The organism is Roseibium sp. M-1, from assembly GCF_054515675.1.
Map to the genome: position 1 here is coordinate 6,409,092 of NZ_CM137257.1, position 23,611 is coordinate 6,432,702.

Below are 23,611 nucleotides of genomic sequence, written 5' to 3' on the forward strand. Positions count from 1 at the left end.
GGCAGAGGTAAATGACGAAGGCAACCACAGACATGACCCGCCGGGGCGTCCTGACCGCTCTCGGGCTCGGTGTGCTGGTTTCCGGCTGCGCCAGCACCGCGCCGTCTGCCTATTACAGCATTAGCGCGGCCGATGTCGGCGGTCTTCAGGGCCGCTCCAGCCGCGTCCAGGTGCTGGTCGCCCCTCCGCGTGCGCTAAAGGCGCTCGATACCACCTATATCGCCGTCGTCGACAAGGGGCCTGTCTACAGCTATTTCCCGAAGTCGGCCTGGGCCGACACGTTGCCGAATGTGGTGCAACTGAAGCTGGTGGAAACGCTGCAGAATACCGGCCGCTTGCGCGGCGTCGGTGTGCCGGGCGACGGGCTGCTGATCGACTATCAGCTGCAGACCGAAATCCGCGCCTTCGAACTCAATATCGCCGGCGCCAATCGCGCTGTCGTCGAGATTTCCGCCCGCGTCGTCAACGACCGCAACGGGCGCACCGTCGCAACCAGGGTCTTCCGTGCCGAGACGCCGTCGGGCAGCACCTCTGTCGACAAGGCGGTCGAGGCGATGAATGCCTCCGCCGACCGGGTCTTTGCCGAGATGGCAGCCTGGACGTTGCAGAACGTTTGATTGCCCAAGTGTTCCGTCTGAATCCAATCGCCGGTATCGGCCTCAATCCCCATTGCTTTGGTGGACGGCGTGTTGGTGTTTCGTTTCAGGCTATTTAACTGAAGAAAAACGGGAATTTCATTTCGTGAAACGGCCGTAAGTAATGATACTCATGTGGTTTATCGTATAGTTATTGAGTTATCGATAATTCACCTTATCGAAGCATTCTTATTTCTCCAATTGACTTTCCCTTGACCTCCCATAGATGAAAATCTGAGGCGCTGGAGGTGCGTTTGATGAATTTGCCAAGCCGATATTTTTTGCGGATCTCCGCGGCAATCCTTTATTTTGCCTCCGCTTCTCCGTCCCTTGCCGACACCATCACCGCCTATACCAGTTTCTTGCCGCCGCTTTCCTTGAACGAGTCGGACAAGGGCATCGCGGTGGAAATGATGGAAGCGGTCGCGGAGCGGGCGGCGATCGATCTCAGGATCGAGTTCGTGCCCTGGAAACGGGCGCAGACCATCGTTCAGAACACGCCGGGGACGCTGATCTTCTCCATCGGCCGGTCGGAGGACCGCGAACAGGACTACACCTGGATCGCGTCGCTGGTGGAGACGGAAAGCGGTTTCATCACGACGGGAAAGCCCATCGACAGTTTCCGGCAGGCAGTGGAGGAAATGCCGATTGTGGGGGTGCTGCTGGGCTCCGGCCGGGTGCGAGTGCTGCGCGACAATGATGTCACGACCCTCGACGAGATCGCTGAGGAAGACCAGTTTCTCACCATGTTGTCCACGGGACGGATCGATGCCTGGTACACGATGCTGTGGCGTGGGGCCTATTTCCTGAAGAAACAGGGGTATGACCGCGACGCCTTCGTTTTCGGCAAGCCGGTCTATGTCGGTCGCCAGTATCTGGCCGCGCACAAGGAATTCGACCCGGACCTGGCCCGGCATATTGCGGACACCATAGCAGCATACCGCAAGACACCGGCTTACCGGGCGCTGATCAACCGGTATGTCAGGTGAGCCTGGTCAGGCCGCGGGCATCTGCTGCGTGGCACAGTGAATGCCTCCGCCAACCTCACCCAGTGCATCGACGTCAAGCATCACCACCTGACGGCCCGGGTAGTGCCTTTCCAGCGTCGCTTGGGCGATCGCATCCGTGTACCCATCTCCGAACTGGGCCGCGATGAGCCCGCCGATGCAGACATAAAAGTTGGCGTAGGATGCAACGAAGTCGACGCTTTTGACACGCCGGCTTTCCGGTTCCGGGATGACCTCGACATCGAGTTTCGCGGCAACCAGCCGGTCATGGGTTTCAATGGCTGCGCGGTGGAACGGATCGCTTTTGTCGGGCTCGTCCGGCAGGTTGATCAGGACGCGGCCAGTGCCGGTGAACCGCGCCAGGCTGTCGATGTGGTAGTCGGTAATGTCCTGGCCCCGGACGCCCGGCGACCAGAACATTTTCTCCGCGCCATAAGCCTGCAGCAACCGGCTTTCGATCTCATCGCGCGTGAGGCCCGGATTGCGGTTGGCGTTGACCCAGCAGCTTTCATGGGCCATCAGCAGCCCGTGTCCGTCGTGCTCGACACCGCCGGCCTCGCCGGTAACGCCGCTCGGATAGAGGTCCAGTCCGAGGTGGCCCGCAACCTTTGCGGCAATGGCGCCGTCCCGCCGATGCACCTGCCTGCCGCCCCAGCCGTTGAAGGGGATGTGGCTGACGGCGAGCTTGTTGTCAGGCGTTCTTGCGAAAAGCGGACCGGAGTCCCGGCACCAGAGATCTTCGGTCGGAATATCCCAGAGTTCCACACCTGAGGACAGCAGCTTGCGTGCCCCGCCGTGGTCGGATTGCGCCGCGAGCATCACCACACGTTCGAAGTCCGCCACAGCATTCGCAATGTCCGCAATGGTCTGCTGCAAGAGGTCGAGAAAATCGCGGTCCGGGTGCACCTGTCGGTTCACGGGCCATTGCATGAAGGTCAGTTCATGCGGGTCTTCTTCAGGCGGTACCAGCAATCGAGGTCCTTCGGCAGCAATCGATCGGGTGCCAAGCAATCCAAACGACGCAGCGGCTGTACCGAAAGTCATGAAATCGCGTCTGTTCATCGGGCCATCTGATCCATGGCCTGCGATTTTCCTTCAATACGAGTGAAAGGTAAAGAAGCGGCCGCATAACCTTGAAGGTGATGCGGCCGGCACAGCAGAGTGATCGTCTTCTAGATCAGCAGCAGCGACAGCACCGGCACCGCTATCAGAAGTGCCAGGCGGGCGATATCGGCTAGCCAGAACGGCAGGATGCCGGCAAACATGGTGCGGAGCGGCACGTCCGTCAGCACGGAACGCAGCACGAAGACGTTGAGGCCGATGGGCGGTGAGATCAGGCTGATTTCGGTGACCACCACCACGATGATGCCGAACCAGATCAGCACATATTCCGGATCTGCCAGGAGGCCGTTGCCGAAGTCGAGCGAGGTCACCAGAGGGAAGAACACCGGCACGGTCAGCAAAATCATCGAGAGGCTTTCCAGCACCGCGCCCAGCACCAGGTAGATCAGCACCAGCACCAGGATGACCACATAGGCGTTGACATCCAGTGCCTGGACGAAGGCGAGAAGGGCGTCCGGAACGCCGGCATAGCTGATGAAGTTGGAAAAGACCTCCGCACCGATGATGATGGCGAAGATCATCGCCGTTGTGCGGGCACAGTTCAGTCCGGCCGTATAGAGCTTTTCGAAGGTGAGACCACCCGAGACGAGGGCGATGAGGAAAGCGGTGGCTGCTCCGACACCGGCCGCCTCGGTCGGTGTGAAGAAACCGCCATAGATGCCGATCATGATGACCGCGAAGAGGCCGACGACGGCGAGAACGCCCCAGACATCGCGCCGCGCCATCTTCATGTCTTCAGCAGCTTGCGGCGCCAGATCCGGCTTCAGGAGAACCGTGACCCAGATGGCGCCGAGATAGAATAGAACGCCGAGGAGCCCCGGAATGATGCCGGCAATGAAGAGCTTGCCGATATCGGCTTCAGTCAGCAGGCCGTAGATGATCAGGATGACAGAAGGGGGGATCAAGATGCCGAGCGTGCCGCCGGCAGCGATGGAGCCGGTCGCCAGGCTGTCGGCATAACCGGCCTTGCGCATGGAGGGCATCGAGACCTTCGACATGGTGGCGGCCGTTGCCAGCGACGAGCCGCAGACGGCGGAGAAACCTCCGCAGGCGACAATCGTTGCCATGGCAAGGCCGCCCCGCATGCGGTGAAGCAGATGGTGGGCCGTGGAGAAGAGCGACTGGCTGACGCCCGAGATCGTCAACAGATTGCCCATCAGGATAAAGAGGGGGATCACCGACAGGGTGAAGGAGAGGCCGGTTTCGAAGGCGGCATTGCCAAGCAGGTTCAGCGCGGCATTCCAGTTGCGGAGCGCGGCGAACCCGGCCGTGCCGACGATGATCATGGCAATGGCGATGGGCACGCGCAAAAGCACAAGCGCGAAGAGGGCGGCAAATCCGATCAGAGCTTCAATCACGGCTCAGGCCTTTTCCCGGTAACGTTTGACAGCAAAGCCGATGGCGGCGAGGGCCGACAGCGAGAACGAAGCGGCGCCCAGCCAGCCGACGAGTGAAAGCGGGATCTGCAGGGAATCCGTCACCTGGCCGCGCTGCTGCAGCTTTTCGGCATGTTCGAAGAGTTTGAAGGCGATCAGCGCCAGCACACCGACCGTGCAGATGGCGGCGACGATCGTACCAAGGCGCTTCAACAGGCTGCTTTTCAGACCGTCGAGCAGTTCCACCTCGATATGTTCGCCAGCGGCCGTCGTCAGCGGCAGGGCGAGGAAGATGAGGGTGGCGAGCAGGATCTCGGTCAGCTCATAGGCACCGGCGATGGGGCTGTTGAAGGCATAACGCGCGACAACGTCGACGCATGTGAGCCCGATCAGTCCGGCCAGCACCAGTAAACAGGCGAGGCCGAGCAGGAGGCCGGCGCCGCGCCGGATACTGTCGATCCGGCGGGGTGCCCCGTTGTTGGCAGAGGCGCTCATGCTCAGTGCTGAATGCCGGTCTTGGCGCGGAATTCTGCAAGTGCGGCCGTCCCGTCAAAGCCGGTCCCGGCAACAGCCTCCGCCCAGGCGGCTTCGTGTTTCGCCGCCAGGTCCTTCACCTTGCCCAGGACCGGTGCAGACGCGTGATAGACCTCGATATCCTTGTCGGCGATGTAGGAGGCTGCGCGGGCATCGGCACCGTCCCAGACACCGCCGGCCATTTCGGCAAGGGCAACGCCGGAGATCTTCTCGATCGCCGCCTGGTCTTCCGCGGAAAGGCCGCCCCAGGCATCCTCGTTCATCACCATGAACCAGGAAGTGTTGTAGAAGCCGCCCGGGATGCGCATGGAGTATTTGGTGTAGTCGGTGAGGTTGAAGGCCTGCAGCGCTTCCATGGGGAAGGTGACACCGTCGATCACGCCGCGGGAAAGCTTCTCGTAGACTTCGCCCGGGCCCATGAACTGGGTGATGATGTCGAGATCCTGGGACATGTCGGCGATGTATCCGCCCGGGGTGCGGATCTTGAGGCCTGCGAAATCCTCAGGTGCTTCGATCTTGCGCTGGTTGTTGTGGAACATGCCGGGACCATGCACCCACAGGCCGAGCAGCTTGGTGCCCTTGTGCTCCGCCTGGGCATCCAGCGAGCCGCCATAGACGTCCCAGTAGGCCTTGGAGCCTTCCGTCGCCGTGTCGGCGATGAAGGAGAACTGGCCGACGCGCGAACGCAGGAAGCGGTCGTCGCGGGTGAAGGAGTGGAGGCCATAGGTGATGTCGACGATGCCTTCGGCGGCAAGATCGAAATGCTCGGGCGGCGAGCCGACGGGCTTGGGCAGGATGCGCACGGTGACGCGGCCATCGGTGGCCTTGGCAACTTCCTCGGCCCAGGGTTCCATGACGCCGGTGACGATCGGGTGCTTCGGCGGCAGCCAGGACGACAGGACCAGTTCATCGGCGCTGGCGGCGGCCGTGAAACCGGTCAGCGCAGATGCGGTGACCGCGGCCAGAAGGGAAAGTCTTTTCAACTGTTTCACTGGGGTCTCCTCCCTATTTATGCTGGCCGCCCTTGCCGGTATGATCGGCACCTTGAACTGTCAGGCCAAACATAGTTACATATGAAACAAAATAGTTGCATATGTAACCAAGTCAATCCTAAAATCGCGTATTGACCCAAAGGAACAATGCTGACCGCCAATGACCAAGCTGACCGACACAGACACCGACCCGCAGGAACTCGTTGAAGGAACATCCGGATTTCCGTCAGAGCCGGCGGCCGACTTCGAACTGGAAACGTTTTTCCCTTACCGGGTGCGCGTCTTCTATTCCGACGTCACCCGGGCGCTGTCAGCGGTTTATCAGCGCGACTACGGCATGATGCCGGCCGAATGGCGCACGATGGCGATCCTCGGCTCTGCATCGTCGGGCCTGCAGGCAACGGAAATCGTCGCCCGCTCCAGCATGGACAAGGTCGTGGTCAGCCGTGCGGTCAAGCGCATGGAGGAGAGGGGCTTTCTTGTCCGTGAAAGCAACGAGGCCGACGGCCGCAGCTTTCTTCTGCAATTGTCACCAGAGGGCAGGGCGGTCTACGAGGATCTGGGCCCCAAGCTCAAGGCGGTGGAAGCCCGGATGCTCAGCGGCCTGACCGGAGAGGAAATCTCCGCGTTCCTGGCGGTCGCGGGCAAGATCCGGGAGAACCTCAAGGACGAGTTGGACGGGGTGAGTGATTAGGTGAGGTTTGCTTTCCAGCCTTTTTCCAAACACGGATCGGCAAAAGAGGCCCTTAACCTCCAGTGTCACCCCGGCCAAGCGAAGCGCAGAGCCGGGGCCCACTCGCCTTTATGCTTGTTAAATCGGTTTTGGTGCGCGCGTCGCTGCCTGCCGCTTTTTCTCTCGCTCTGCAAACGAGTAGGCCCCGGGTCTCGCGTTGCTCGCCCGGGGTGACACTGGGGTCAATAGGTCAGCAAGTCGTTCCACTCCGGATTGGAGCTCTCGATCAACTGGATCTTCCAGGACCGGCGCCATTTCTTGAGCCGTTTTTCTTGTGCGATGGCTTCATTCACATCGTCAAAGGCCGTCGCGTAGACCAGTTTGTAGACTTCGTGTTTCTTGGAGAAATTGCTGCCGTCCCCGTTCCGGTGTTCTGCAACACGCCGGCTGAGATCGTTCGTAACGCCAATGTAAAGCGATCCGTTCATCCGGCTCGCAAGGATGTAAACGTAATAAGTCACAGACTCACCAAGGTTGCAGAGAGCCTATTGGGAAAGTCGGGTGGCGTCACCAACTCGATCGGCGACAGATTTGAGTTTGGGCGAGCAACAACTTCTGTGTCACCCCGGGCGAGCATCGCGAGACCCGGGGCCTACTCGTTCGCAGAGCTTTTGAATGGAGGTAGGCGCTGCCTCGTGTTTCTGTCAGCTTTTGACAAGTGGAAATGCGAGTGGGCCCCGGCTCTGCGCTTCGCTGCGGCCGGGGTGACACTGAGGTTGCTTCTTGGGGTGGAGAAAGAGGAGAGTGGCCGAGTTGGTGGTGCACCCCAAAATTTCTTGATGGCATTCAATCTTTCCCAACAAAAAAGGCGGCCAATGGCCGCCTTTTCCGTGTCTCGGTGCCTGACCGGGTTTAGTCGAGGCGGCCGCTGGCGTGGGCCAGCATGGTGTAGACCTTGCCGGTGTCCGAGGTGAGGTAGGTCTGGCCGAGCATGTTGTCGCGGTCGTTGCGCGACACCTGGGCCAGAAGCTGCTCGAAATCGGCCACGTAACGCTCGACCGCCGTGCGGAATTCCGGGTCGCGGGCATATTTCTGACGGATCTCGTCAAAGGTCTGCTGGCCCTGGAGCGTGTAGAGGCGGCGGGTGAAGACGTGACGCTCGCCGGTGCGGTAACGGTTCCACAGGTCCACGAAGGTCTCGTGGTCGATCGCCCGGGCAATGTCGACCGACAGCGAGTTGAGGCTTTCAACCGTGTGCAGCGGCGTGCGGCCCATATCCGTGTCGGAACCGGCGTCGTCGTCGCGGGAGGCGCGGCGCAGGAGATCCGCAACCCAGCCCTTGCCGCCTGAACCGCCGTTTTCGGCCGGAGCCGACGGCTGGCGGCGGGTTTCGACCGGGCGTGTCATCGATGGGCGCGGGTCGGCAACCGGTGCACTCTGCTGGCGGCTCGGTGCCGGCGGGGCGTAGGACGCCGGTGCCGGCTGCGGGGCAGGGGCGGCGCTTGCCGAGGCCGCCTGCGCCTGCGGGCGCGAGATGTCGAGCACGTTGGACTGCTTGGCGACGATTTCCGAAAGCTCGGTCAGCGCGCGGATCTGCTCGTTGACCACCTTGCGCAGCGCGGCGGAGGATTCTTCCGCTTCGTCCGGCAGGTTCAGGACGCCCTGTTTCAGTTCGCCGCGGGTTGCTTCCAGCTCACGGTGGACGTCGCGGGCAACATCACGCATCCGGGTCGCCGCATCGTTGAAGCGATCGGAGGCCTCGGTGACCGTGCGGGTCATTTCGGCAATGATGTCGTCCTGGGCCGAGCGGATGGCTTCGCGGGCCTTCTGGCCTTCCATGCCGGCCGTCAGGCGCATGGATTCGAATTGCTCTGCCACCTGCTTGGAGGCCGCTTCCGCAGCCGCCGACAGCATGTTGGCCGCGTCGCGCGCCTTGTCGTCGGCCGTTTCCAGCGTGTCGGACAGGGTTTGCGTGAACGACCGCATGAGCGTGTCGACTGCCTCGGTCTTGGCCAGCAGCGTGTCGGCCACCTGCTCGATTGCCGTGCGGCGTTCGGAAACGCGGCTTTCGACAGAGCGGTTGGTGTCCTCCAGGTGACGGGCCGCCTTCGTCAGTTCCTCTGACTGGTCGCCGAAGCGGCCGGTGAGGTTCTTGATGTCGGCAAGTGTCGTTTCCGTCACATCGCGCAGGTTAGAGACCTGGTCGGTGATGAGCGTCGTCGTGGCGTTGGTTTCCGTGACGGCGCGATCGACAGCAGAGCGGAACTCGCCGGCGCGGCGGGCGAGGTTGCCCTCCACTTCGTTGAGGTTCTCGCCTGCAGTGGCGACGATGCTTTGCAGGTTGGCGTTTGACGTCTCGATCTTGTTGAGGATCTCGGTGACATCTGCTTCCAGCCGACGCTTGGTGTCGGAGAGCAGGCCGGTGGCCTGTTCGCTGCGCTCGGTGATGGAAGTGACGATCCGGTCACCGGCTTCCACCAGGGCGCGGGTTGCGTCGAGGCCGGTATGGGCGAAGGTGTCGGTGACATCGCGGCCCTTGACCGTGATCGCCTCCAGGATAGCACCATGGACTTCGGACAGGCGGCCGGTGAGATCGTTGGCGCGCATTTCGATGGCGCTGATGAGCTCGTTGCCGTCGGTGCCGACGATCCTGGCCAGCTCGCCGGAACGGGCGCCGAAGGCCTCGTTGAGGGCTGTCGCCTTTTCCAAGAGTTCGTTGGCGACCTCGTTGCCGCGGCCGACCAGAAGATCGGCGGCCTCGGCAACGGCACTGTTGACGCGGGCGCGGACCATGCCGGCCTCGCTCGACATCTGGCCGCGGATTTCCTCAAGCGTGCGGGCAAGCGTCAGGCGTGCCTGTTCGCTTTCGGCGGAGAGGTTGCCGGAGATTTCGGCGATCAGGCCGGAGAGCTCGGTGCGGACCTTGTCGCTTTCGCCGGTCAGAGACCCGGTGAATTCGGCAAGCGTACCGGCATAGAGCGTGCGGGCCTTGTCGCTTTCGGCGGCCATCGCACGGGCGGCGTCACCAACGGCGCTGAGGACCAGCTCGCGGATGCGGCCGCTTTCACCGGACATGGCGCCGGTGGCCTGCTGCATGGCCGAGGTGACGGCATCGGCGGCCTTCTGGCTTTCGCCGACGAGGACGCCGCGTGCTTCGCCGACCGAGCCAAGCACGATCTGGCGCATACGGTCGCCTTCGCCGGTAAGCTTCTCGGTCGCCTGGGAGAGGGCGCTGTCGACGATCTCGACGGTGCGGGTGCGCTCGTCGGAGAGGGTCTGGACGGCGGCGGTGACCGCTTCCTGGACAACGTCGCGCAGGCGGGTGCTTTCGGTGGAAAGCGTTGCGCCGGCTTCGGAGATGACGGCCGTCAGGATATCGCGGGCGCGTTCGCTCTCGCCCGTCAGCGTGCCGGAAATGCTTTCAAGGCGCTCGTTGAGAAGGGTTTCCAGCTGGGTGGCGCGGCTGTCGAGGGTCTCGGCAACCTCGAACACCTTGGCGCCGAGGGAGACGTTGATCTCGGCGATGCGCTCGGACAAGGACTCGGTGAGCTGTTCGCTCTGCTTGCCCAGAACGCTGCCGGCTTCCGCAAGGCGATTGTCGAGCGCGCTGGTCATTTCGTCCTGACCGTCGACGAAGGCCTTGGCGATTTCCTTGGTGCGGTTGATCAGCGTCTCGGATATCTGGCGGGCACGGGCATCGAGCGTCTCGTCGATCCGGTCGGTGCCGGAGGTCATGGACGCGGAGATGAGTTCCGCCTTCTCGGCCATGGCAACAGCCGCGGTGTCGACGCGGGTGGAGAGCGACTGGCCGATTTCCTCGGCCCGTTCGGCAAGGGTGTTGCCGGCTGCCTCGATCCGCTGGCCGAGCTGCAGGGTGATCGCGTCGGAGCGGTCGGCCAGAACATCGGTGATGTTGCGGGTCTTTTCCTCCAGCGCGTCGCTGATGCCGGTGGTGCGGTTCTCGATCGCGTCCGACAGGATCTGCGTGCGGGCTTCCAGGGTCGCCTCGAAGGCGGCCGTGCGCTGGTCAAGGGTGAGATCCAGCGTGTTGATATGGCTGCCGAGGGATGAGTCCATGGTGGAGATCCGCTCGCCGAGCGAGGAATCCATCGTGGAGATGCGGTCGGTGAGGGTGACGTCCATGGTCGTCAGACGGCTTTCCAGCGACGCGTCCAGCGTCGAGATGCGGTCTGTCAGGGTGGCATCCATCAGCGAATAGCGCTGTTCAAGCGAGGTATCGATCGTGTGGATCCGCTCGCCGAGGGTCGTGTCGATTTCGGCAAAGCGGCGCTCGAGCGAGCTGTCCAGCGTGCTGACACGCTCGCTGAGGGTCGTATCGATGGCCGAATAACGCTGGTCGAGGGATGCGTCCATGGCGGCGATCCGGTTGCCGAGGGAGGCATCCATGGCATCGACGCGGGCCGCAAAAGTGGTGTCCAGCGTGGACAGGCGCGAGTCGAGCGCTTCGGACAGAAGCAGTGTCTTGGTGTCGAAGGCGTCGATCAGCATGCCGCCGCGATCGGTGACGATGGTTTCCAGTTCGGCAAGGCGCGTGGACAGGCCTTCCTGCAGCGCGGTGCCGCGGACTTCCAGGGTTTCGGCAATCTTGCCGCTGATCTGGTTGATGTCGCCGGCAACGCGGTCGCCACGGCTGCCGATGAGTTCGGCAAGCTGGGTGCCGGTTTCGGCCAGCTTGTGGGTGAGCGCGCTGGTCTGGTCGCCAAGGCCTGCGGCGAACTGGCCGCTGACGCTTTCCAGCGTTTCCCGGAAGCCGATGGTCTGCTGTTCCAGGATGGTGGCCATCTCGTTGCTGCGGGCAGCAAGACGATCGTCCAGCTCGGAGCCGTTGATGGAGATGGCGGTGTAGATGCGCTCGGAAATGGTGTCGAGCTTGTCGGCAAGTTCGCCGCCGCGCACGGAGATGGTCTCGGTGAGCGAGCCTGCGGTCTCGTCGAGCTTGGCCGCAATTTCGCCGCCGCGCAGCGACAGGTCGACGACGATGCTCTCGCCGGTGCCGCGCAGGATTTCCGCGACTTCGGTCGAGCGGCTGGAGAGGGTGTCGACGATCTCCGCACCCCGGATGGAGATGGTGTCGGTGACCGCCTGGCCCTTTTCGGAAATGCTCTCGACAACCCGGCTGCCGGTTTCGGCCAGCGATGCATCCAGCGTCGTGACGCGGGTGTCGACGGTCGCGACCAGTTCCTCGGTGCGCGAGGTGATGGTGTCGATGAGACGGCCGGAGGTCAGCGACAGGTTGGCGTTGATCTCCTCGCCGCGCGCCGTGATGACGTCGCCGACGGTCGTGCCGGTGGCTTCCAGGGTCACGCGGAACTCGTCCGCCTTCGTGCTCAGCGTGTTGATCACCGAGCTGGAGGAAGAGGAGAGGGTCTCGTTGATTTCCGTGCTGCGAACGGTCAGGGTCTCGACGAAGGTGTTGGCCGTGTTGGCGAACAGCTCGTTGACCTCGTTGCCGCGGGAGGTCAGCGTCTCCCACATGGTGGCGCCGGTTTCCGCCAGGTTGTCGACAAGGTCGTTGCCGGTGGAGGACAGGCGCGCGACATAGTCTTCGGCGCGGACAGTCAGGCTGTCGACCAGCTCGTTGCCGGAAGCATTGAGGGTCGCGCCCAGGGACTCGATGCGGCTGTCGACGGTCTGGGTCAGTTCCTCGACACGGCTGTTGACCGCATCGATCATGCGCTGGGTCGCGTTGTCGACGGTGCTGCCGAGTTCGCCGGAGGTCGAGGAGAGCTGTGAGGCGAAGCTCTCATGGGCACCGGCAATGGTCTCGCGCACGCGTTCGGCGTTCATGACGATGGACTCGCGCTGGCTGACCAGTTCCTCGATCAGGCCGCGGATCTTCAGTTCGTTGTCGTTGTAGGACCGTTCGAGCGAGGACACCTCGTTGTGGACGAGGACTTCCAGCTCGCTGGCACGGGCGATGGCGCGTTCGATGCCGTCGCCCATGGCGGCGACTTCGCGGCGGATGGCCTGACCGACGCTGAGGATGCTTTCCTTGGCCATGTCTTCCGGCTCGGCGAGGCGCAGGGCGACCTCGGTCATGCCTCGGGCGACGATGCGCATTTCCTGCGCACGCCAGATCATCATGGCCATGACGAAGAAGAAGATGATCGGCACGACGATGCCGACGACCGCCAGGATCATCTCAGGCGAGCCCATGAGGGCCTGCGGGTCGGTGAGAGAGGTGACCTTGTCGGAGAAGGCCGACATGAAAAGGCTGCTGCCGAGCGCTGCCCAGAGGGCGCTGAGGGCAAGCGCACCCCAGAACGGGGCGGAGGAGGGACGACGCTGCAGGGCGTAGATCAGGTTGCCGATGTTGCGGCGGTCGTCATTGGCCGCGGGCGGGCGTCCGCCGCGGCCGCGACGGCGTGACTGGCGCTGATCGTCGCGCGCGGGCGCGTTGCGCGTGTCCGCCTGAGACCGTCGTGCCGGTTCCGCTTCCGCCAAGCTTTCTTCGGCAATGGAATTCGTTGCCGCAGTGTCCGGACCGCCGAAATCGAGTTTCAGCGCTTCTTCCACTGCAGACAGGGCCGCTTCCGCCGGGTCTTTCGCCTTTGTCGGATTTGCCATTTAGGGTCGCCTCACATCCGTACTCATTACACACCGGTATCATGCCAGCTGCTGGCGCAGCTTCTTACAGTTATCTACCGGATGCGTCCTCGTTGCGGCTGCCGCCTTTGGAAGGCCGAGCGCCGCAAAACCTGTTCGTGGAGGAGGGCCGCCGCTGACCGACCGCGAACTTTCCGTTCGACGGTTCACTCCCCACCTTGCCGCATCAGTAACTGTAATGGCACAATCTCTCCTAACGAACAAGAAACGGCAATAGCGTGAGTCACTTAGGGGGCGGTTTGAATGCCTGAATCAAAGCATGCTGACGCATCGGGAGACACCGTACCAAGCGCTGGAGCCGATGCTCTCAAGGCGGGAAACCTGACGGCGCCGCAAAAGCGCTGGTTGCGGAAGGGACTCGGCCAGCCGGGTGGAAAGCTGCCGCTCTTCGACGACAACGGAAAGGAAATTCCGGCACGCACGATCCGGGCCTGCATCGACGCAGGCTGGGCAGAGCCTTGGTTTTCCAACCCAATCAAGCCTGACTGGCTGGTCTGCAAACTGACACCCGCCGCCATCGAGGTACTTTCCGCAAGTCAAAAAGCTGAAAAAAGTTAACGCCGAATCAGGTCGTTAAAATTTTAGCGATTCAAGAAAACGGCCGATTTGCAAGGACTTTTTTAAGCGTGTTTCGTAACCTGCATTAAAACGCATTAACCATGAATACAATTTTTTGGGGACATAGCCGTTAGGCGCAGGTTTGAGCGACCGGTTTAACCGGGTGTTTGGGCTTCGGGCGCACACTTTCCGCAGTCACTGCTTGCGGCTGGGTGCCGCTGGGCAGGTAAAGCGTTCAGTGGAGCACCCTCATGGCCCCTTCATCCATGGCCCGTGTTGCCGGCCGCGTCGGTCCGGAGGCCCCGATCGACCTTGTGGCGCTGGCCACCAATACCCTCGGAAACCGGGATCTGGAAGTCCAGGTCCTGCACCTCTTCAAGTCCCAGTCCACGGCGACGCTGGAGCGCCTTGCCCGGGAGACCGATGCCAATGTCCGTCTCGATCTCGTGCATACGCTGAAAGGCTCCGCCCGGGCCATCGGCGCGGACCGGGTGGCGATTGTTTGCGAAAGCCTGGAAGGGCGGATGCGAATGTCGGCAAACGCGGCGACCGAAGGCCTGATTGCCGCGGTCGACGAAGCCAACGGCTATATCCGGGACCTGCTGGAAGGTTGAATTCTATCTCCCGGTCTTTCTGCTGTTCTTTTGGCGGCGTTTGGCCTGTATCGCGAAAGAGGCAGATTGACGCGCGGAAACGGCACGGTCCTTGACCTTTTGCCTGAAATCTTTATGTCGGTTCAGCTGAGATACGAATTTGAAGGCTTGGACGCGACTTATGCCGAAGATCACTTATGTAACCGCCGACGGAAACCGGACCGAAGTTGACGCCACTGAAGGCTCCACGGTGATGGAAAACGCCATCAAGAACATGGTCCAGGGCATCGAGGCGGAATGCGGCGGCGCCTGCGCCTGCGCCACCTGCCACGTCTATGTCGATGATGAATGGGCCGGCAAGACCGGTTCGCCCGAGCCGATGGAAGAGGACATGCTCGACTTTGCCTATGACGTGAAGCCGACCTCGCGCCTGTCCTGTCAGATCAAGGTAAGCGCCGATCTCGACGGCCTCGTCGTTCACATCCCGGAGCGTCAAGCCTGATCGACCTTTGCCAGGTTAGAACAGGTTCATACAAAAAAGCCCGCCGGAACAATCCGACGGGCTTTTTTGTTTCCTTAGTCCCGTTTATTCCGCCGGCTGCGGCACTGGCTTCTTGAACCAGAAGTCGACTTCCCGGCCTTCTTCCGGATCGCTCGGGATCAGGGTTGCCAGCAGCAGGCTGACAAAGGCCATGGCCGCGCCTGCCAGGAACACCGCGGCCGGGGAGATCAGCCAGACCAGGCCGAACAGGACCGGAATGAAGACAGCGGCGATGTGGTTGATCGTGAAGGCGACACCGGCCGTCGGCGCGATATCGGCCGGATCGGCAATCTTCTGAAAGTAGGTCTTGATGGCGATCGCGATCGCGAAGAAGGCATGGTCGATCACATAGAGAGCGGCTGCCAGGGTCTCGTTGGTGACGAAGGCATAGCAGACGAACACCCCGATCAGGCCGACATATTCCAGTATCAGCGCCTTGCGTTCGCCGAAGCGGACGATCAGCTGGCCGATCTTGGGAGCCAGAACCATGTTGAAGGCGCCGTTCAGAAGGAATAGCGCGGCGACTTCGTGCACGTCGTAGCCGAAGCGTTCGACCATCAGAAAGCCTGCAAAGACCGTGAAGATCTGGCGCCGGGCCCCTGCCATGAAGGTGAGGGCGTAATAAAGCCAGTAGCGTTTGCGCAGGATCAGCTTCTTGTGCTGGGGCACACCTTCGCGGAAGTGCGGATAGGCGAAGATCAGGAAGACCAGTACGACGAGGGTCAGGCCGCCGGCAATGGCGAACACCACCGTGAAGGACAGCTCGAACATCTTCCAGGCAATGAAAATGACGCCATAGGCAATCAGTTGCGCAAAGGCACCGACGGCGAGGATCTTGCCCATGCTGGCCGCCGCGGTTGCCTTGGGCAGCCATTGCAGCGACAGCGACTGGGCCATCGTTTCGTAATAGTGAAAGCCGATCGACATGATCAGCGTCGTCACATAGAAGCCGATCGCCGTCGGGAAATAGCCGGTGACCGCGACGCCGACGCCAAGCAGCAGCAGCGACAGGTAGGCCAGAGTCTGTTCCCGCATCACCAGAAGCAGATAGACCGCCAGGAAGCTCAGAAATCCCGGGATCTCGCGGATCGACTGCTGGATGCCGATCTCGCGGCCGGTGAAGTCGAGCTCCTGGACGGCGAAATTGTTCATCAGGTTCCACCAGGCAGCAAAGGACAGCTGCATGGCGCCTGCCATGATCATCAGGAGAACCACCGGCGACCGCCAGCCTGTGGCTTCGCTCGGGTGGGCATTTTGGGTGAAGTAAGTCATTCCGTAGCCGTAGAAAAGTGAAACATACGACAGCGCTGTGGGATGCTTTTACTGCCGAACGAGGTTTGCGTGTTAGCGCTGTTTTGTCAGGAGATGTTTCCGACCCGCCAAATTGCGTGTGCCCGGGGCGTGTGACGGGTCAGCTCTGATTGCGCGATGGCCGCCGATCTGTTGGTGTAAAGGACGCTTTACAAGATCGGATCGCTGTGCAATGTAAAGGAAGCTTTACATTTGTGCGGAGCGATGGAAATGTCCCGGTTTGACCGTTTGTCCTTGAGATACACTGCCGAATGCCTCTCGGCCTCGGCTCTGTTCGTTCTGGTGAGCTACGCCGTCCATCCCTATCTCGACGCGGGCCGGTCCTTGGCCGGGCTGGTTGCGCTGGCGCTGGTCGCGACGCTGCCCATGGGGCTTGTCATGTGGTCCGTCTACCGTTTCTTTCGCGACGTGGACGAACGCGAGCGCCACATTCTGGCATCAGCGGGCGCCATAACGCTGCTCATCGGGGTCATCGCCGCGATATTTCTGGCAAAGCTCGGCGCGGTCGTGACGGTCAATTTCAATTTCTTCGCGGCCTTCCTGATGATCTTCTGGACGCTGGCAACACTGGTCGTGCGCTGGAAAAGCTGATGCACAACCACTTAAAGGAACTGCGGGGCGAGCTTGGCTGGTCCCAGGCCGAGCTTGCCGAAAAGCTGGATGTTTCCCGGCAAACGGTGATCGCGCTGGAAAAGGGCAAATACGATCCGAGCCTGCCGCTGGCCTTCCGGATTTCCAGAGTGTTCGGCAAACCAATCGAGGAGCTTTTCGTTCCTGATGAGAGCTGACGTGGCCGCGACGGAACGGAGCCAAAGACCCCTGTGAATTTCACAGGTGGCGGTATACGATCCGGGCCATGAGCATTCATCCCGAGCTTGCAGAGTTTCCGAAGGAGGCGATTGCCGCGCCGATTATCGGCTATGCGCGCACGCAGCTGCAGGGGCGCAACAACGGCTGGCACGCCCACGATGCGGCGCAGCTCTTTCATGTGATCCGTGGATCGATTGCCATCGACACGGAGATGGGCACCTATTTCGTGCCGCCGGAGCGGGCCGTCTGGCTGCCGCCCCGGGTCGGCCACCAGACCCGATACCTGACCGACACCGAGCTGCGCTACATCTATGTCCAGTACGAGCACACGAAGGATCTGCCGCAAACGCCGCAGGTGATGCAGGTGACGACGCTACTCAGAGCATTGATCCTGGAGTTCATGTCCTATCCGCGTTCGGAGACCGACAAGGGCCCGGCAGCGCGGATCGCCGCGGTGATCCTGGACCAGCTGAAAATGCTTCCCGCAGCTCCCCTGCAACTGCCGATGCCCCAGGAGGCTCGGCTGCGAGACCTTTGCGAAGGCGTCGTGCGCTGTCCAGCGCATATTCCCTCGCTTTCCGAGGCCGCCGAGCGTTGCGCCACCTCCGTGCGCTCCTTCGAACGGCGGATCAAGGCGGAGACCGGCCTCAGCTACCGCACCTGGTGCCGCCAGGTGAAACTGTTCCGGGCCCTGGAACTGCTGGCCTCCGGCCGCAGTGTTTCCGATGTCTCCCACAAGCTCGGCTACGAGGGACCGAGCGCCTTCGTCGCGACTTTCAAGAAGGCCTTCGGAGTAACCCCCGGCCGGTATTTCGGCGGCGCGGACACCGATTGATCCTTGTCATGGCGTCGCGGCGTCCCAAGGACCAAAAGGAAGTATCTACCTTTTGGGGAGACTGAGATGTTCAAGAAAATCCTCGTACCCGTTGATCCCGCGGAAACGGGTTTCGCCGATACCGCCCTGGCGAAAGCGGCACAGTTCGCCCGCGACTATGGTGCCAAGATCCACCTGATGGCGGTCTGCCCGGAAGTGCAGAGCTTTGTCGCCAGCCAGCTGCCCGAGGGCTGGCAGAAGCGCGAGATCGAGGAAACCGGGGTGATCCTCGACAAGATCGCTGCCGGTCTCGACGTGCCGGACGGCACTGTCGACCAGACGGTGCGCATGGGCTCGGTCTATCACGAGATTATCGAGGAAGCTGAGCGCGCCGGCTGCGACCTGGTGCTTATGACCTCGCACAAGCCGGGCCTGTCGACCTATTTCATCGGCTCAAATGCGGCCCATATCGTGCGCCACGCGCCGTGCTCCGTCATGGTGTTGCGCGGATAAGCAAATACCGTCATCCCTTCCGCGTCAGCAGCATGGCAACAGCGGCGTAGCGGAAGGGGTAGAGGCCGGTATCGGCCTTGAGGAGGTCTTCGGCGCGGGCATAGATCCGGCTGAGGAGATCCTCTCGTCCGGCATCGGCGGGAAGGGCCGCCCGCAGCACGGCTTCCGTGAAGGCGCGGAAGAAGTTGACATAGTCGCGGGCATAGCGGTCGAGATCGCGGTCCAGCTTGAATTGCTCGACGAACGGAACCCTGATCTCGTAATCCATGGCGCGGTCGAGCGAAAAAAGGCCGGCAGCGCTGTAGGCGGCGTCGGTGACCGGCCTGGTGAGTTCGTCGAGGTCGCGCATATAAACCGGCTGGTAATAGCGGTCATAGACGTCCTGGCCAATCTCACCAGACGCGACGAACTCCAGCACTGCGTCGTTCAATAGATCGTAGAGACCGTCACAGGTCCGGGCCGGGCCTTTAGAGCCGAAGACTTGCATCAGCAGCTTGCCGCCCGAAACGAGTTCCCTTGAGCGAACGCGCAGGAAACGGGCTATGTCGTGCCTGGCCAGTTCCGAAAAGGCATTCCGGTCTTCCTCTGCGACATAACCGTTTGCCCGGATGGCGCTCGGTCCGTTGGGAAGAATATAGCCCGGCAGCCTGTCGACCGGGCGGCAGGACAGAAAACCGATCGCGTTGAAGGTGGTGGCAAAGTGGAGGCTCTCCGGCGGGCAGAGCTGGTCGAACATCGAGCCGCCGATTGCCGAAGAGAAGACCCGGTCAGATCCAAAAACGGAACTCCCGTCCGGACGCAGGCTCCGGAAGAGGTTCGAGAAATCATTGGTCGGCAGGTCCGAATGGATCGTCCGGACCGGTCTCTCGGTCCGATCCAGAAGGGCCGGCAGGGCATGTTGCATCACCGCGATGGAATTGCGGCCCTCCGAGCAGCCATAGTCGGCGAGGCTGATTGAACCGGCGCCCTCGACCGGCAAGGTTGCGATCGCCTCGTCGATCAGTGGCAGCACTTTCTCGATGGCGTTCCACTGGGTGGCCGAATTGGCGTTGTAGAAGCCGCCGCCTGTCATGCCGGTGGTGGTCGCATGGGAGATGGAGGGAGGGGAGGCAAGACCGGGTTCCGTAGCTTGTTCCATGTGATCCCTTAAAGCTCACGCCGCTCGGGCAGATCTACCGCGCCAGTTCCTTCATCGCTTCGGTAAGGCCTTCCACTGTCATCGGGAACATGCGGCCTTCCATCAGTTCGTTCAGCATCTGGATGGAATGCGTGTAGTGCCAGTGTTCCGGACGGACGGGGTTGAGCCAGACGGCGCTTTTGTAGAGCCCGGTGATCCGCTGCATCCAGGCAGCACCGGCTTCCTCGTTCCAGTGCTCGACGGAACCACCCGGATAGGCGATCTCGTAGGGGCTCATGGACGCATCGCCGACGAAGATGATCTTGTAGTCGGCCGGATACTTGTGCAGCACATCCATGGTCGCCAGCCGTTCGGTGTGACGGCGCCTGTTTTCCTTCCAGACATACTCGTAAAGACAGTTGTGGAAGTAGAAGTGCTCCATGACCTTGAACTCGGAGCGGGCGGCGGAGAACAGTTCCTCGCAGACGCGAATATGATCGTCCATCGAGCCGCCGATATCGAAGAAGAGCAGCACCTTGACGGCGTTGTGCCGTTCCGGCCGCATCTTGATGTCGAGCAGGCCCTTGTGGGCAGTCGCGCGGATGGTGTTGTCGAGATCCAGCTCTTCCGCGGCGCCCGTGCGGGCGAAGTTCCGCAGCCGTTTCAGCGCGACCTGGATGTTGCGGGTGCCGAGGAGCTGGGTATCGTCGAGATCCTTGAACTCGCGTTTGTCCCAGACCTTGACCGCACGCCGGTGCCGGCTCTCGTGCTGGCCGATGCGCACGCCTTCCGGATTAAAGCCGTAGGCGCCGAAGGGGGAGGTGCCGGCCGTGCCGATCCACTTGTTTCCACCCTGGTGACGCTTCTGCTGTTCCTTCAACCGCTCGCGCAGGGTCTCCATCAGCTTTTCGAAACCGCCCAGGGCCTCGATCTGCGCCTTTTCCTCGTCCGTCAGATGTTTTTCCGCCAGCCGGCGCAGCCATTCTTCAGGGATGTCCGTCGCAGGGACCTCGCTCATCAGGTCGAGGCCTTTGAAAACATGGCCGAAAACCCGGTCGAACTTGTCGAGATTGCTCTCGTCTTTCACCAGCGACAGGCGGGCAAGATAGTAAAAGTCCTCGACGCTCTTTTCCGCCAGATCCTTGTCAAGCGCTTCCATGAGCGTCAGGTACTCCCGCAGCGAAACGGGAATGCCGGCGGATTTCAGTTCGGTGAAGAAGGTGATGAACATGGCAGGAAGGTAGCTGTGCGGCCGGGGGCTGTCGAGATGTCAAATCAGGATCCGAGGCTTCGCTCTGTTTGACGAGCGCACTGTCTCAGGATCGCCTGCCTGTCTGACCTGTTCGGAACTTGGATCCCGGTCAGATCTACCGAGGGGCAGCGGGCGCGGATGCCGGGCCGCTCAGAAATTGATCTTCGCACCAAGCCTGAGGGCAGCGGAAAGCGTGTCCTCGCTGTCATAACCGCCCTCGATGCCGGCCAGGAACTTCAGGCCGTTTTCCGCCTGCCAGACCGCATTGGCGGATGCAAAGCCGCGCACGACCGTGTCGGAGTCGGTCGAAAGATTGAGCGCGGTACCGGTGAAGCTCGCATCAAGTTTGTCATCCAGCGTGAAGATGCCGTCGACACCGGCATTCATGCTCACGAACAGCGTGCCGGTTTCGTGGACCTTCGGAGCGAAGTCATAGCTTGTCTCCGCACGCACTTCCAGAATGTGCAGGGATCTGCCGGAGACAGCGAAACCGGTGGTGTTCTCATTGGCATCGCCGGTCTGCCAGAGGCCGGAATAGCGGATGCGGGCGCTCGATGTCAGCGTGCCGCCCGCAAGCGGGATGGCATGGCCCAGCCGGGCGCTGGGGCTGAGATAGAGGTAATCGTAGTCGATCGAGAGGTCCTGCAGACCGCCTACCACCATGTTGTTGAGGATGGTGACGTCCTCGTCGCTTTTCAAATAACCGCCGAGGAGGCTGACCTGTGCAAAGGTCGCTTGCCAGTCCTTGGCGAGATAAGCGCCGCCGAAGATGCTGTAGCTGTCGGCGGTATGGATGTCGTCGTTGCTTTCCGTCCGTCCGAGCGAGAAACCGGCCGTCACGCCTGCGCGAAAGTCCGGTGCCAGGATGCGGTCCGCGCCGGCCATGATGCCGCCATAGGCATGGTTGTAGCCGTCATTGCCCTGCCGGTCGAGGACGCCGCCCATGGGAACGGCCCAGAGTGAATTGCGGTCCGACAGATCGACTGCAGGACCGCCATTCGTCGCGACACTGGCACTCGTTCCCTGCCGGTTCGCGTCCATCTGATCTTCCAGGCTGCCTGTGTAGGATCGTGTCAGCGCGTTGAAGGTGAAACTGGTGGTGCCGAGCTTGAAATCGTCCGGATTGAGGATGGTGATCGTGCTGCCGTTCGTGGACGAGACAAGGCCACCCGTCGACAGGGTTCCCGGAAAACCGCTGAAGGTCAGGATGGCGGTCCGGTTGGCGGAATAATTTAGCGTGGCGGTGGTCGGATCGGTAAACGTCAGGAGACCCTGAAGAACGGTGCCGTCCTGCAGCGTGACAATCGCGTCCGAGCCGTCGATATAGATGGAAGATCCGTTCGAACTGAAGATTTCGCCGGAGTTGATGACGATCGCATCGTTTCCAACGATGGAAATGCCGTGACCGACGTCGTCATCCAAACCTGAGACCGGGCCAGTGTTGTTGATCGTCCCGCTGTTGGTGACCATCGTAGCGGCGCCGGTGGACTCGATACCGTTGCTGTCCTCCCCGGAAACGCGAATGGTTCCGGAGTTGAGAATAGTGGCATTGTCACCGTCATTGTCGATGCCGTCAGCTTCGGTGCCGGAAAGCGAGATGACGCCGCTGTTGATGAGCGTGACATCGTCCCCGTCGCTGTCGAAACCGTCGGCGTCATCGCCAGTTGTCGTGATCGTACCCGAGTTGGTGACGCGGTTACCGTCGCCTTCACTGTCAATCCCGAAAGCCCCGTCGCCACTTGTGACAATGGTCCCGGAATTGATGGCGGTTACATTGTCCGCATTGACAAAAAAGCCGCTTGAGTTATCGGCCGTTGTCGTGATCGCTCCGGAGTTAATAAGGGTCGTATCGTCACCAAGCGAGCCAAGTCCGGCCGAACCTTCACCCGTGGTCGTGATCGAGCCGGAGTTCGACGCGGTCGAACCGGTTCCGGTGATACCAATGCCCGGGGCGACATCCCCCATGGTGACGATTGTTCCGGAGTTTGTAACAGTTGAGTCGTCACCTTCAGACTCGATGCCGAGCGCGCCGTCGCCGGCTACGTTGATCGTGCCGGTGTTGGAAATCGATGTACCGCTGCTGCTGTCTGAATCGATACCAGTGCTGCCGTCTCCCGTTGTGATGATCGTACCGCTGTTGACGACAACAGCGTTGTCGCCGTCGGCATCGATCCCGTGCGCGTCGTCGCCGGTCGTCGTGATCGTTCCGGAGTTGGTGACTGTAGAATCGTCGCCGGACGCATTGATACCGTCGGAATCATCACCCGTTGTCGTGATCGTGCCGGCGTTGGTGATGCTGGTATCGTCGCCGTCAGCGCCGATTCCGAAGCCGCTGTCGCCCGAGGTCGTTATCGTCTGATTGTTGACGAGTGTCGAGGAAGCGCCTTCCGAATAGATACCGAAGGCAAACACTCCACTCGCGTCGAGCGTTCCGTTGTTGGTTACGCTGACATTGTCACCAAAGACGTAGATCGCGTCCGAGACGATGCCGTTAGTAACGACGTTGCCGTTGTTGACGACGGTGGAATTGTCTCCGTCGACTTCGATGCCGCTGCCGAAATCTCCGGTGACTTCGATTGTGCCAGTGTTTAAGACGCTGGAACTGTTGCCCTGTGTGAAAATGCCGACGGATAAATCTCCGACGCCCTGAACGGTGCCGGTATTTACTATCACGGCGCCATCATCGACTGTGACAATTCCGATGATCTCATCCCCTGTCATCGAGATCGTGCCGTTGTTGGTGATGGTGGAATTCGCGCCAAGCGACCCGATGGCCGCGAGGTCCGTGCCACCGGTTCGCTCCACGAAAATATCGCCATTGTTGAGGGTTGTCTGGTCATCGTTGGCGAGAACCAGCCCGTCCTCGTCCGTCACGTCGATCGTGCCGCCGCTATCAACCGTGCCGGTGTCACCGACATCGGTCAGCGTCTGGGTCGTGGTCACGGTCGTACCGGAAGGGATCGTTATGTCGCCGGCCAGGGAGACGGAAGGCGCAAACAGGGTGAGGGCGCATCCTGAAAGGAGCGCCCGCATGAGCGAGGAGCCGGCCGGGCGGCAAAATTTGGTCTCGGTCGCCAAGGACTGTTTGCTGCGCAAGTTAACGTCTCTTAATTCTTATCTGGCTTTGCCGGCAAAA

At 61.5% G+C, this 23,611-nt stretch carries 20 protein-coding genes; 10 read left to right on the forward strand and 10 right to left on the reverse strand.

The genetic code is table 11. The features are described from left to right. Nucleotides 1–11: 11 nt before the first annotated feature. Both ACX3M4_RS28875 and ACX3M4_RS28880 read left to right on the forward strand, forming a co-directional pair. On the forward strand, nucleotides 12–617 hold the full coding sequence (locus ACX3M4_RS28875) for an ABC-type transport auxiliary lipoprotein family protein (protein ID WP_459356374.1): 606 nt from the start codon (nucleotides 12–14) through the stop codon (nucleotides 615–617). A 275-nt stretch (nucleotides 618–892) separates the two neighbouring features. Next, nucleotides 893–1,624, forward strand: a complete 732-nt coding sequence (locus ACX3M4_RS28880; protein ID WP_459356375.1) for a substrate-binding periplasmic protein — start codon at nucleotides 893–895, stop codon at nucleotides 1,622–1,624. Between the two features lie 6 nt (nucleotides 1,625–1,630). On the opposite strand, the gene ACX3M4_RS28885 is transcribed toward ACX3M4_RS28880, so the two are convergent. The 4 genes from ACX3M4_RS28885 to ACX3M4_RS28900 form a co-directional block, all read right to left on the reverse strand. After that, nucleotides 1,631–2,614: an agmatine deiminase family protein gene (locus ACX3M4_RS28885; protein WP_459356376.1), complete on the reverse strand. Its 984-nt coding sequence runs from the start codon at nucleotides 2,612–2,614 to the stop codon at nucleotides 1,631–1,633. A 200-nt stretch (nucleotides 2,615–2,814) separates the two neighbouring features. Further along, nucleotides 2,815–4,122: a TRAP transporter large permease gene (locus ACX3M4_RS28890; protein WP_459356377.1), complete on the reverse strand. Its 1,308-nt coding sequence runs from the start codon at nucleotides 4,120–4,122 to the stop codon at nucleotides 2,815–2,817. Nucleotides 4,123–4,125: 3 nt separating this feature from the next. Further along, a complete protein-coding gene (locus ACX3M4_RS28895) occupies nucleotides 4,126–4,635 on the reverse strand; it encodes a TRAP transporter small permease (protein ID WP_459356378.1) in 510 nt (169 codons plus the stop codon). A gap of 2 nt (nucleotides 4,636–4,637) precedes the next feature. Beyond that, nucleotides 4,638–5,666, reverse strand: a complete 1,029-nt coding sequence (locus tag ACX3M4_RS28900; RefSeq protein WP_459356379.1) for a TRAP transporter substrate-binding protein — start codon at nucleotides 5,664–5,666, stop codon at nucleotides 4,638–4,640. A 160-nt stretch (nucleotides 5,667–5,826) separates the two neighbouring features. On the opposite strand from ACX3M4_RS28900, the gene ACX3M4_RS28905 reads away from it, so the two are divergent. Further along, complete coding sequence (locus ACX3M4_RS28905) at nucleotides 5,827–6,360, forward strand: MarR family winged helix-turn-helix transcriptional regulator (protein ID WP_459356380.1); 534 nt, start codon at nucleotides 5,827–5,829, stop codon at nucleotides 6,358–6,360. Nucleotides 6,361–6,581: 221 nt separating this feature from the next. Here the strand turns inward: ACX3M4_RS28905 and ACX3M4_RS28910 are convergent, their stop codons facing one another. Together ACX3M4_RS28910 and ACX3M4_RS28915 are read right to left on the reverse strand one after the other, a co-directional pair. After that, the gene (locus ACX3M4_RS28910; protein WP_459356381.1) at nucleotides 6,582–6,860 is read right to left on the reverse strand and encodes a GIY-YIG nuclease family protein; all 279 of its coding nucleotides are present in this window, start codon (nucleotides 6,858–6,860) and stop codon (nucleotides 6,582–6,584) included. 391 nt (nucleotides 6,861–7,251) lie between these two features. Then, on the reverse strand, nucleotides 7,252–12,927 hold the full coding sequence (locus ACX3M4_RS28915) for an apolipoprotein A-IV repeat region-like domain-containing protein (protein WP_459356382.1): 5,676 nt from the start codon (nucleotides 12,925–12,927) through the stop codon (nucleotides 7,252–7,254). 282 nt (nucleotides 12,928–13,209) lie between these two features. Between ACX3M4_RS28915 and ACX3M4_RS28920 the strand changes: the two genes are divergently transcribed. The 3 genes from ACX3M4_RS28920 to ACX3M4_RS28930 all read left to right on the forward strand — a co-directional run bounded on the left by ACX3M4_RS28920 (nucleotide 13,210) and on the right by ACX3M4_RS28930 (nucleotide 14,619). Then, the gene (locus ACX3M4_RS28920) at nucleotides 13,210–13,524 is read left to right on the forward strand and encodes a hypothetical protein (RefSeq protein WP_459356383.1); all 315 of its coding nucleotides are present in this window, start codon (nucleotides 13,210–13,212) and stop codon (nucleotides 13,522–13,524) included. 251 nt (nucleotides 13,525–13,775) lie between these two features. Further along, nucleotides 13,776–14,138: an Hpt domain-containing protein gene (locus tag ACX3M4_RS28925; RefSeq protein ID WP_459356384.1), complete on the forward strand. Its 363-nt coding sequence runs from the start codon at nucleotides 13,776–13,778 to the stop codon at nucleotides 14,136–14,138. Between the two features lie 160 nt (nucleotides 14,139–14,298). Next, on the forward strand, nucleotides 14,299–14,619 hold the full coding sequence (locus ACX3M4_RS28930; RefSeq protein ID WP_459356385.1) for a 2Fe-2S iron-sulfur cluster-binding protein: 321 nt from the start codon (nucleotides 14,299–14,301) through the stop codon (nucleotides 14,617–14,619). A gap of 84 nt (nucleotides 14,620–14,703) precedes the next feature. Here the strand turns inward: ACX3M4_RS28930 and ACX3M4_RS28935 are convergent, their stop codons facing one another. Then, entirely contained in the window at nucleotides 14,704–15,930 is a 1,227-nt protein-coding gene (locus tag ACX3M4_RS28935) for an MFS transporter (RefSeq protein WP_459356386.1), read from the reverse strand. Nucleotides 15,931–16,179: 249 nt separating this feature from the next. Between ACX3M4_RS28935 and ACX3M4_RS28940 the strand changes: the two genes are divergently transcribed. The 4 genes from ACX3M4_RS28940 to ACX3M4_RS28955 all read left to right on the forward strand — a co-directional run bounded on the left by ACX3M4_RS28940 (nucleotide 16,180) and on the right by ACX3M4_RS28955 (nucleotide 18,106). Beyond that, complete coding sequence (locus ACX3M4_RS28940) at nucleotides 16,180–16,560, forward strand: hypothetical protein (protein ID WP_459356387.1); 381 nt, start codon at nucleotides 16,180–16,182, stop codon at nucleotides 16,558–16,560. Next, nucleotides 16,560–16,757 (forward strand): helix-turn-helix transcriptional regulator, encoded by a 198-nt coding sequence (locus ACX3M4_RS28945; RefSeq protein WP_459356388.1) that lies wholly within the window; start codon nucleotides 16,560–16,562, stop codon nucleotides 16,755–16,757. Before ACX3M4_RS28940 ends, ACX3M4_RS28945 begins: the two co-directional genes overlap by 1 nt. Before the next feature lie 68 nt (nucleotides 16,758–16,825). Beyond that, the gene (locus tag ACX3M4_RS28950) at nucleotides 16,826–17,614 is read left to right on the forward strand and encodes an AraC family transcriptional regulator (protein WP_459356389.1); all 789 of its coding nucleotides are present in this window, start codon (nucleotides 16,826–16,828) and stop codon (nucleotides 17,612–17,614) included. A gap of 66 nt (nucleotides 17,615–17,680) precedes the next feature. After that, entirely contained in the window at nucleotides 17,681–18,106 is a 426-nt protein-coding gene (locus ACX3M4_RS28955) for a universal stress protein (protein ID WP_459356390.1), read from the forward strand. Between the two features lie 10 nt (nucleotides 18,107–18,116). Here the strand turns inward: ACX3M4_RS28955 and ACX3M4_RS28960 are convergent, their stop codons facing one another. The 3 genes from ACX3M4_RS28960 to ACX3M4_RS28970 form a co-directional block, all read right to left on the reverse strand. Next, on the reverse strand, nucleotides 18,117–19,244 hold the full coding sequence (locus ACX3M4_RS28960) for a class I SAM-dependent methyltransferase (RefSeq protein WP_459356391.1): 1,128 nt from the start codon (nucleotides 19,242–19,244) through the stop codon (nucleotides 18,117–18,119). Nucleotides 19,245–19,278: 34 nt separating this feature from the next. Beyond that, complete coding sequence (locus ACX3M4_RS28965; protein WP_459356392.1) at nucleotides 19,279–20,454, reverse strand: vWA domain-containing protein; 1,176 nt, start codon at nucleotides 20,452–20,454, stop codon at nucleotides 19,279–19,281. Nucleotides 20,455–20,625: 171 nt separating this feature from the next. Further along, nucleotides 20,626–23,571 (reverse strand): autotransporter outer membrane beta-barrel domain-containing protein, encoded by a 2,946-nt coding sequence (locus ACX3M4_RS28970; RefSeq protein WP_459356393.1) that lies wholly within the window; start codon nucleotides 23,569–23,571, stop codon nucleotides 20,626–20,628. Nucleotides 23,572–23,611 lie beyond the last annotated feature (40 nt).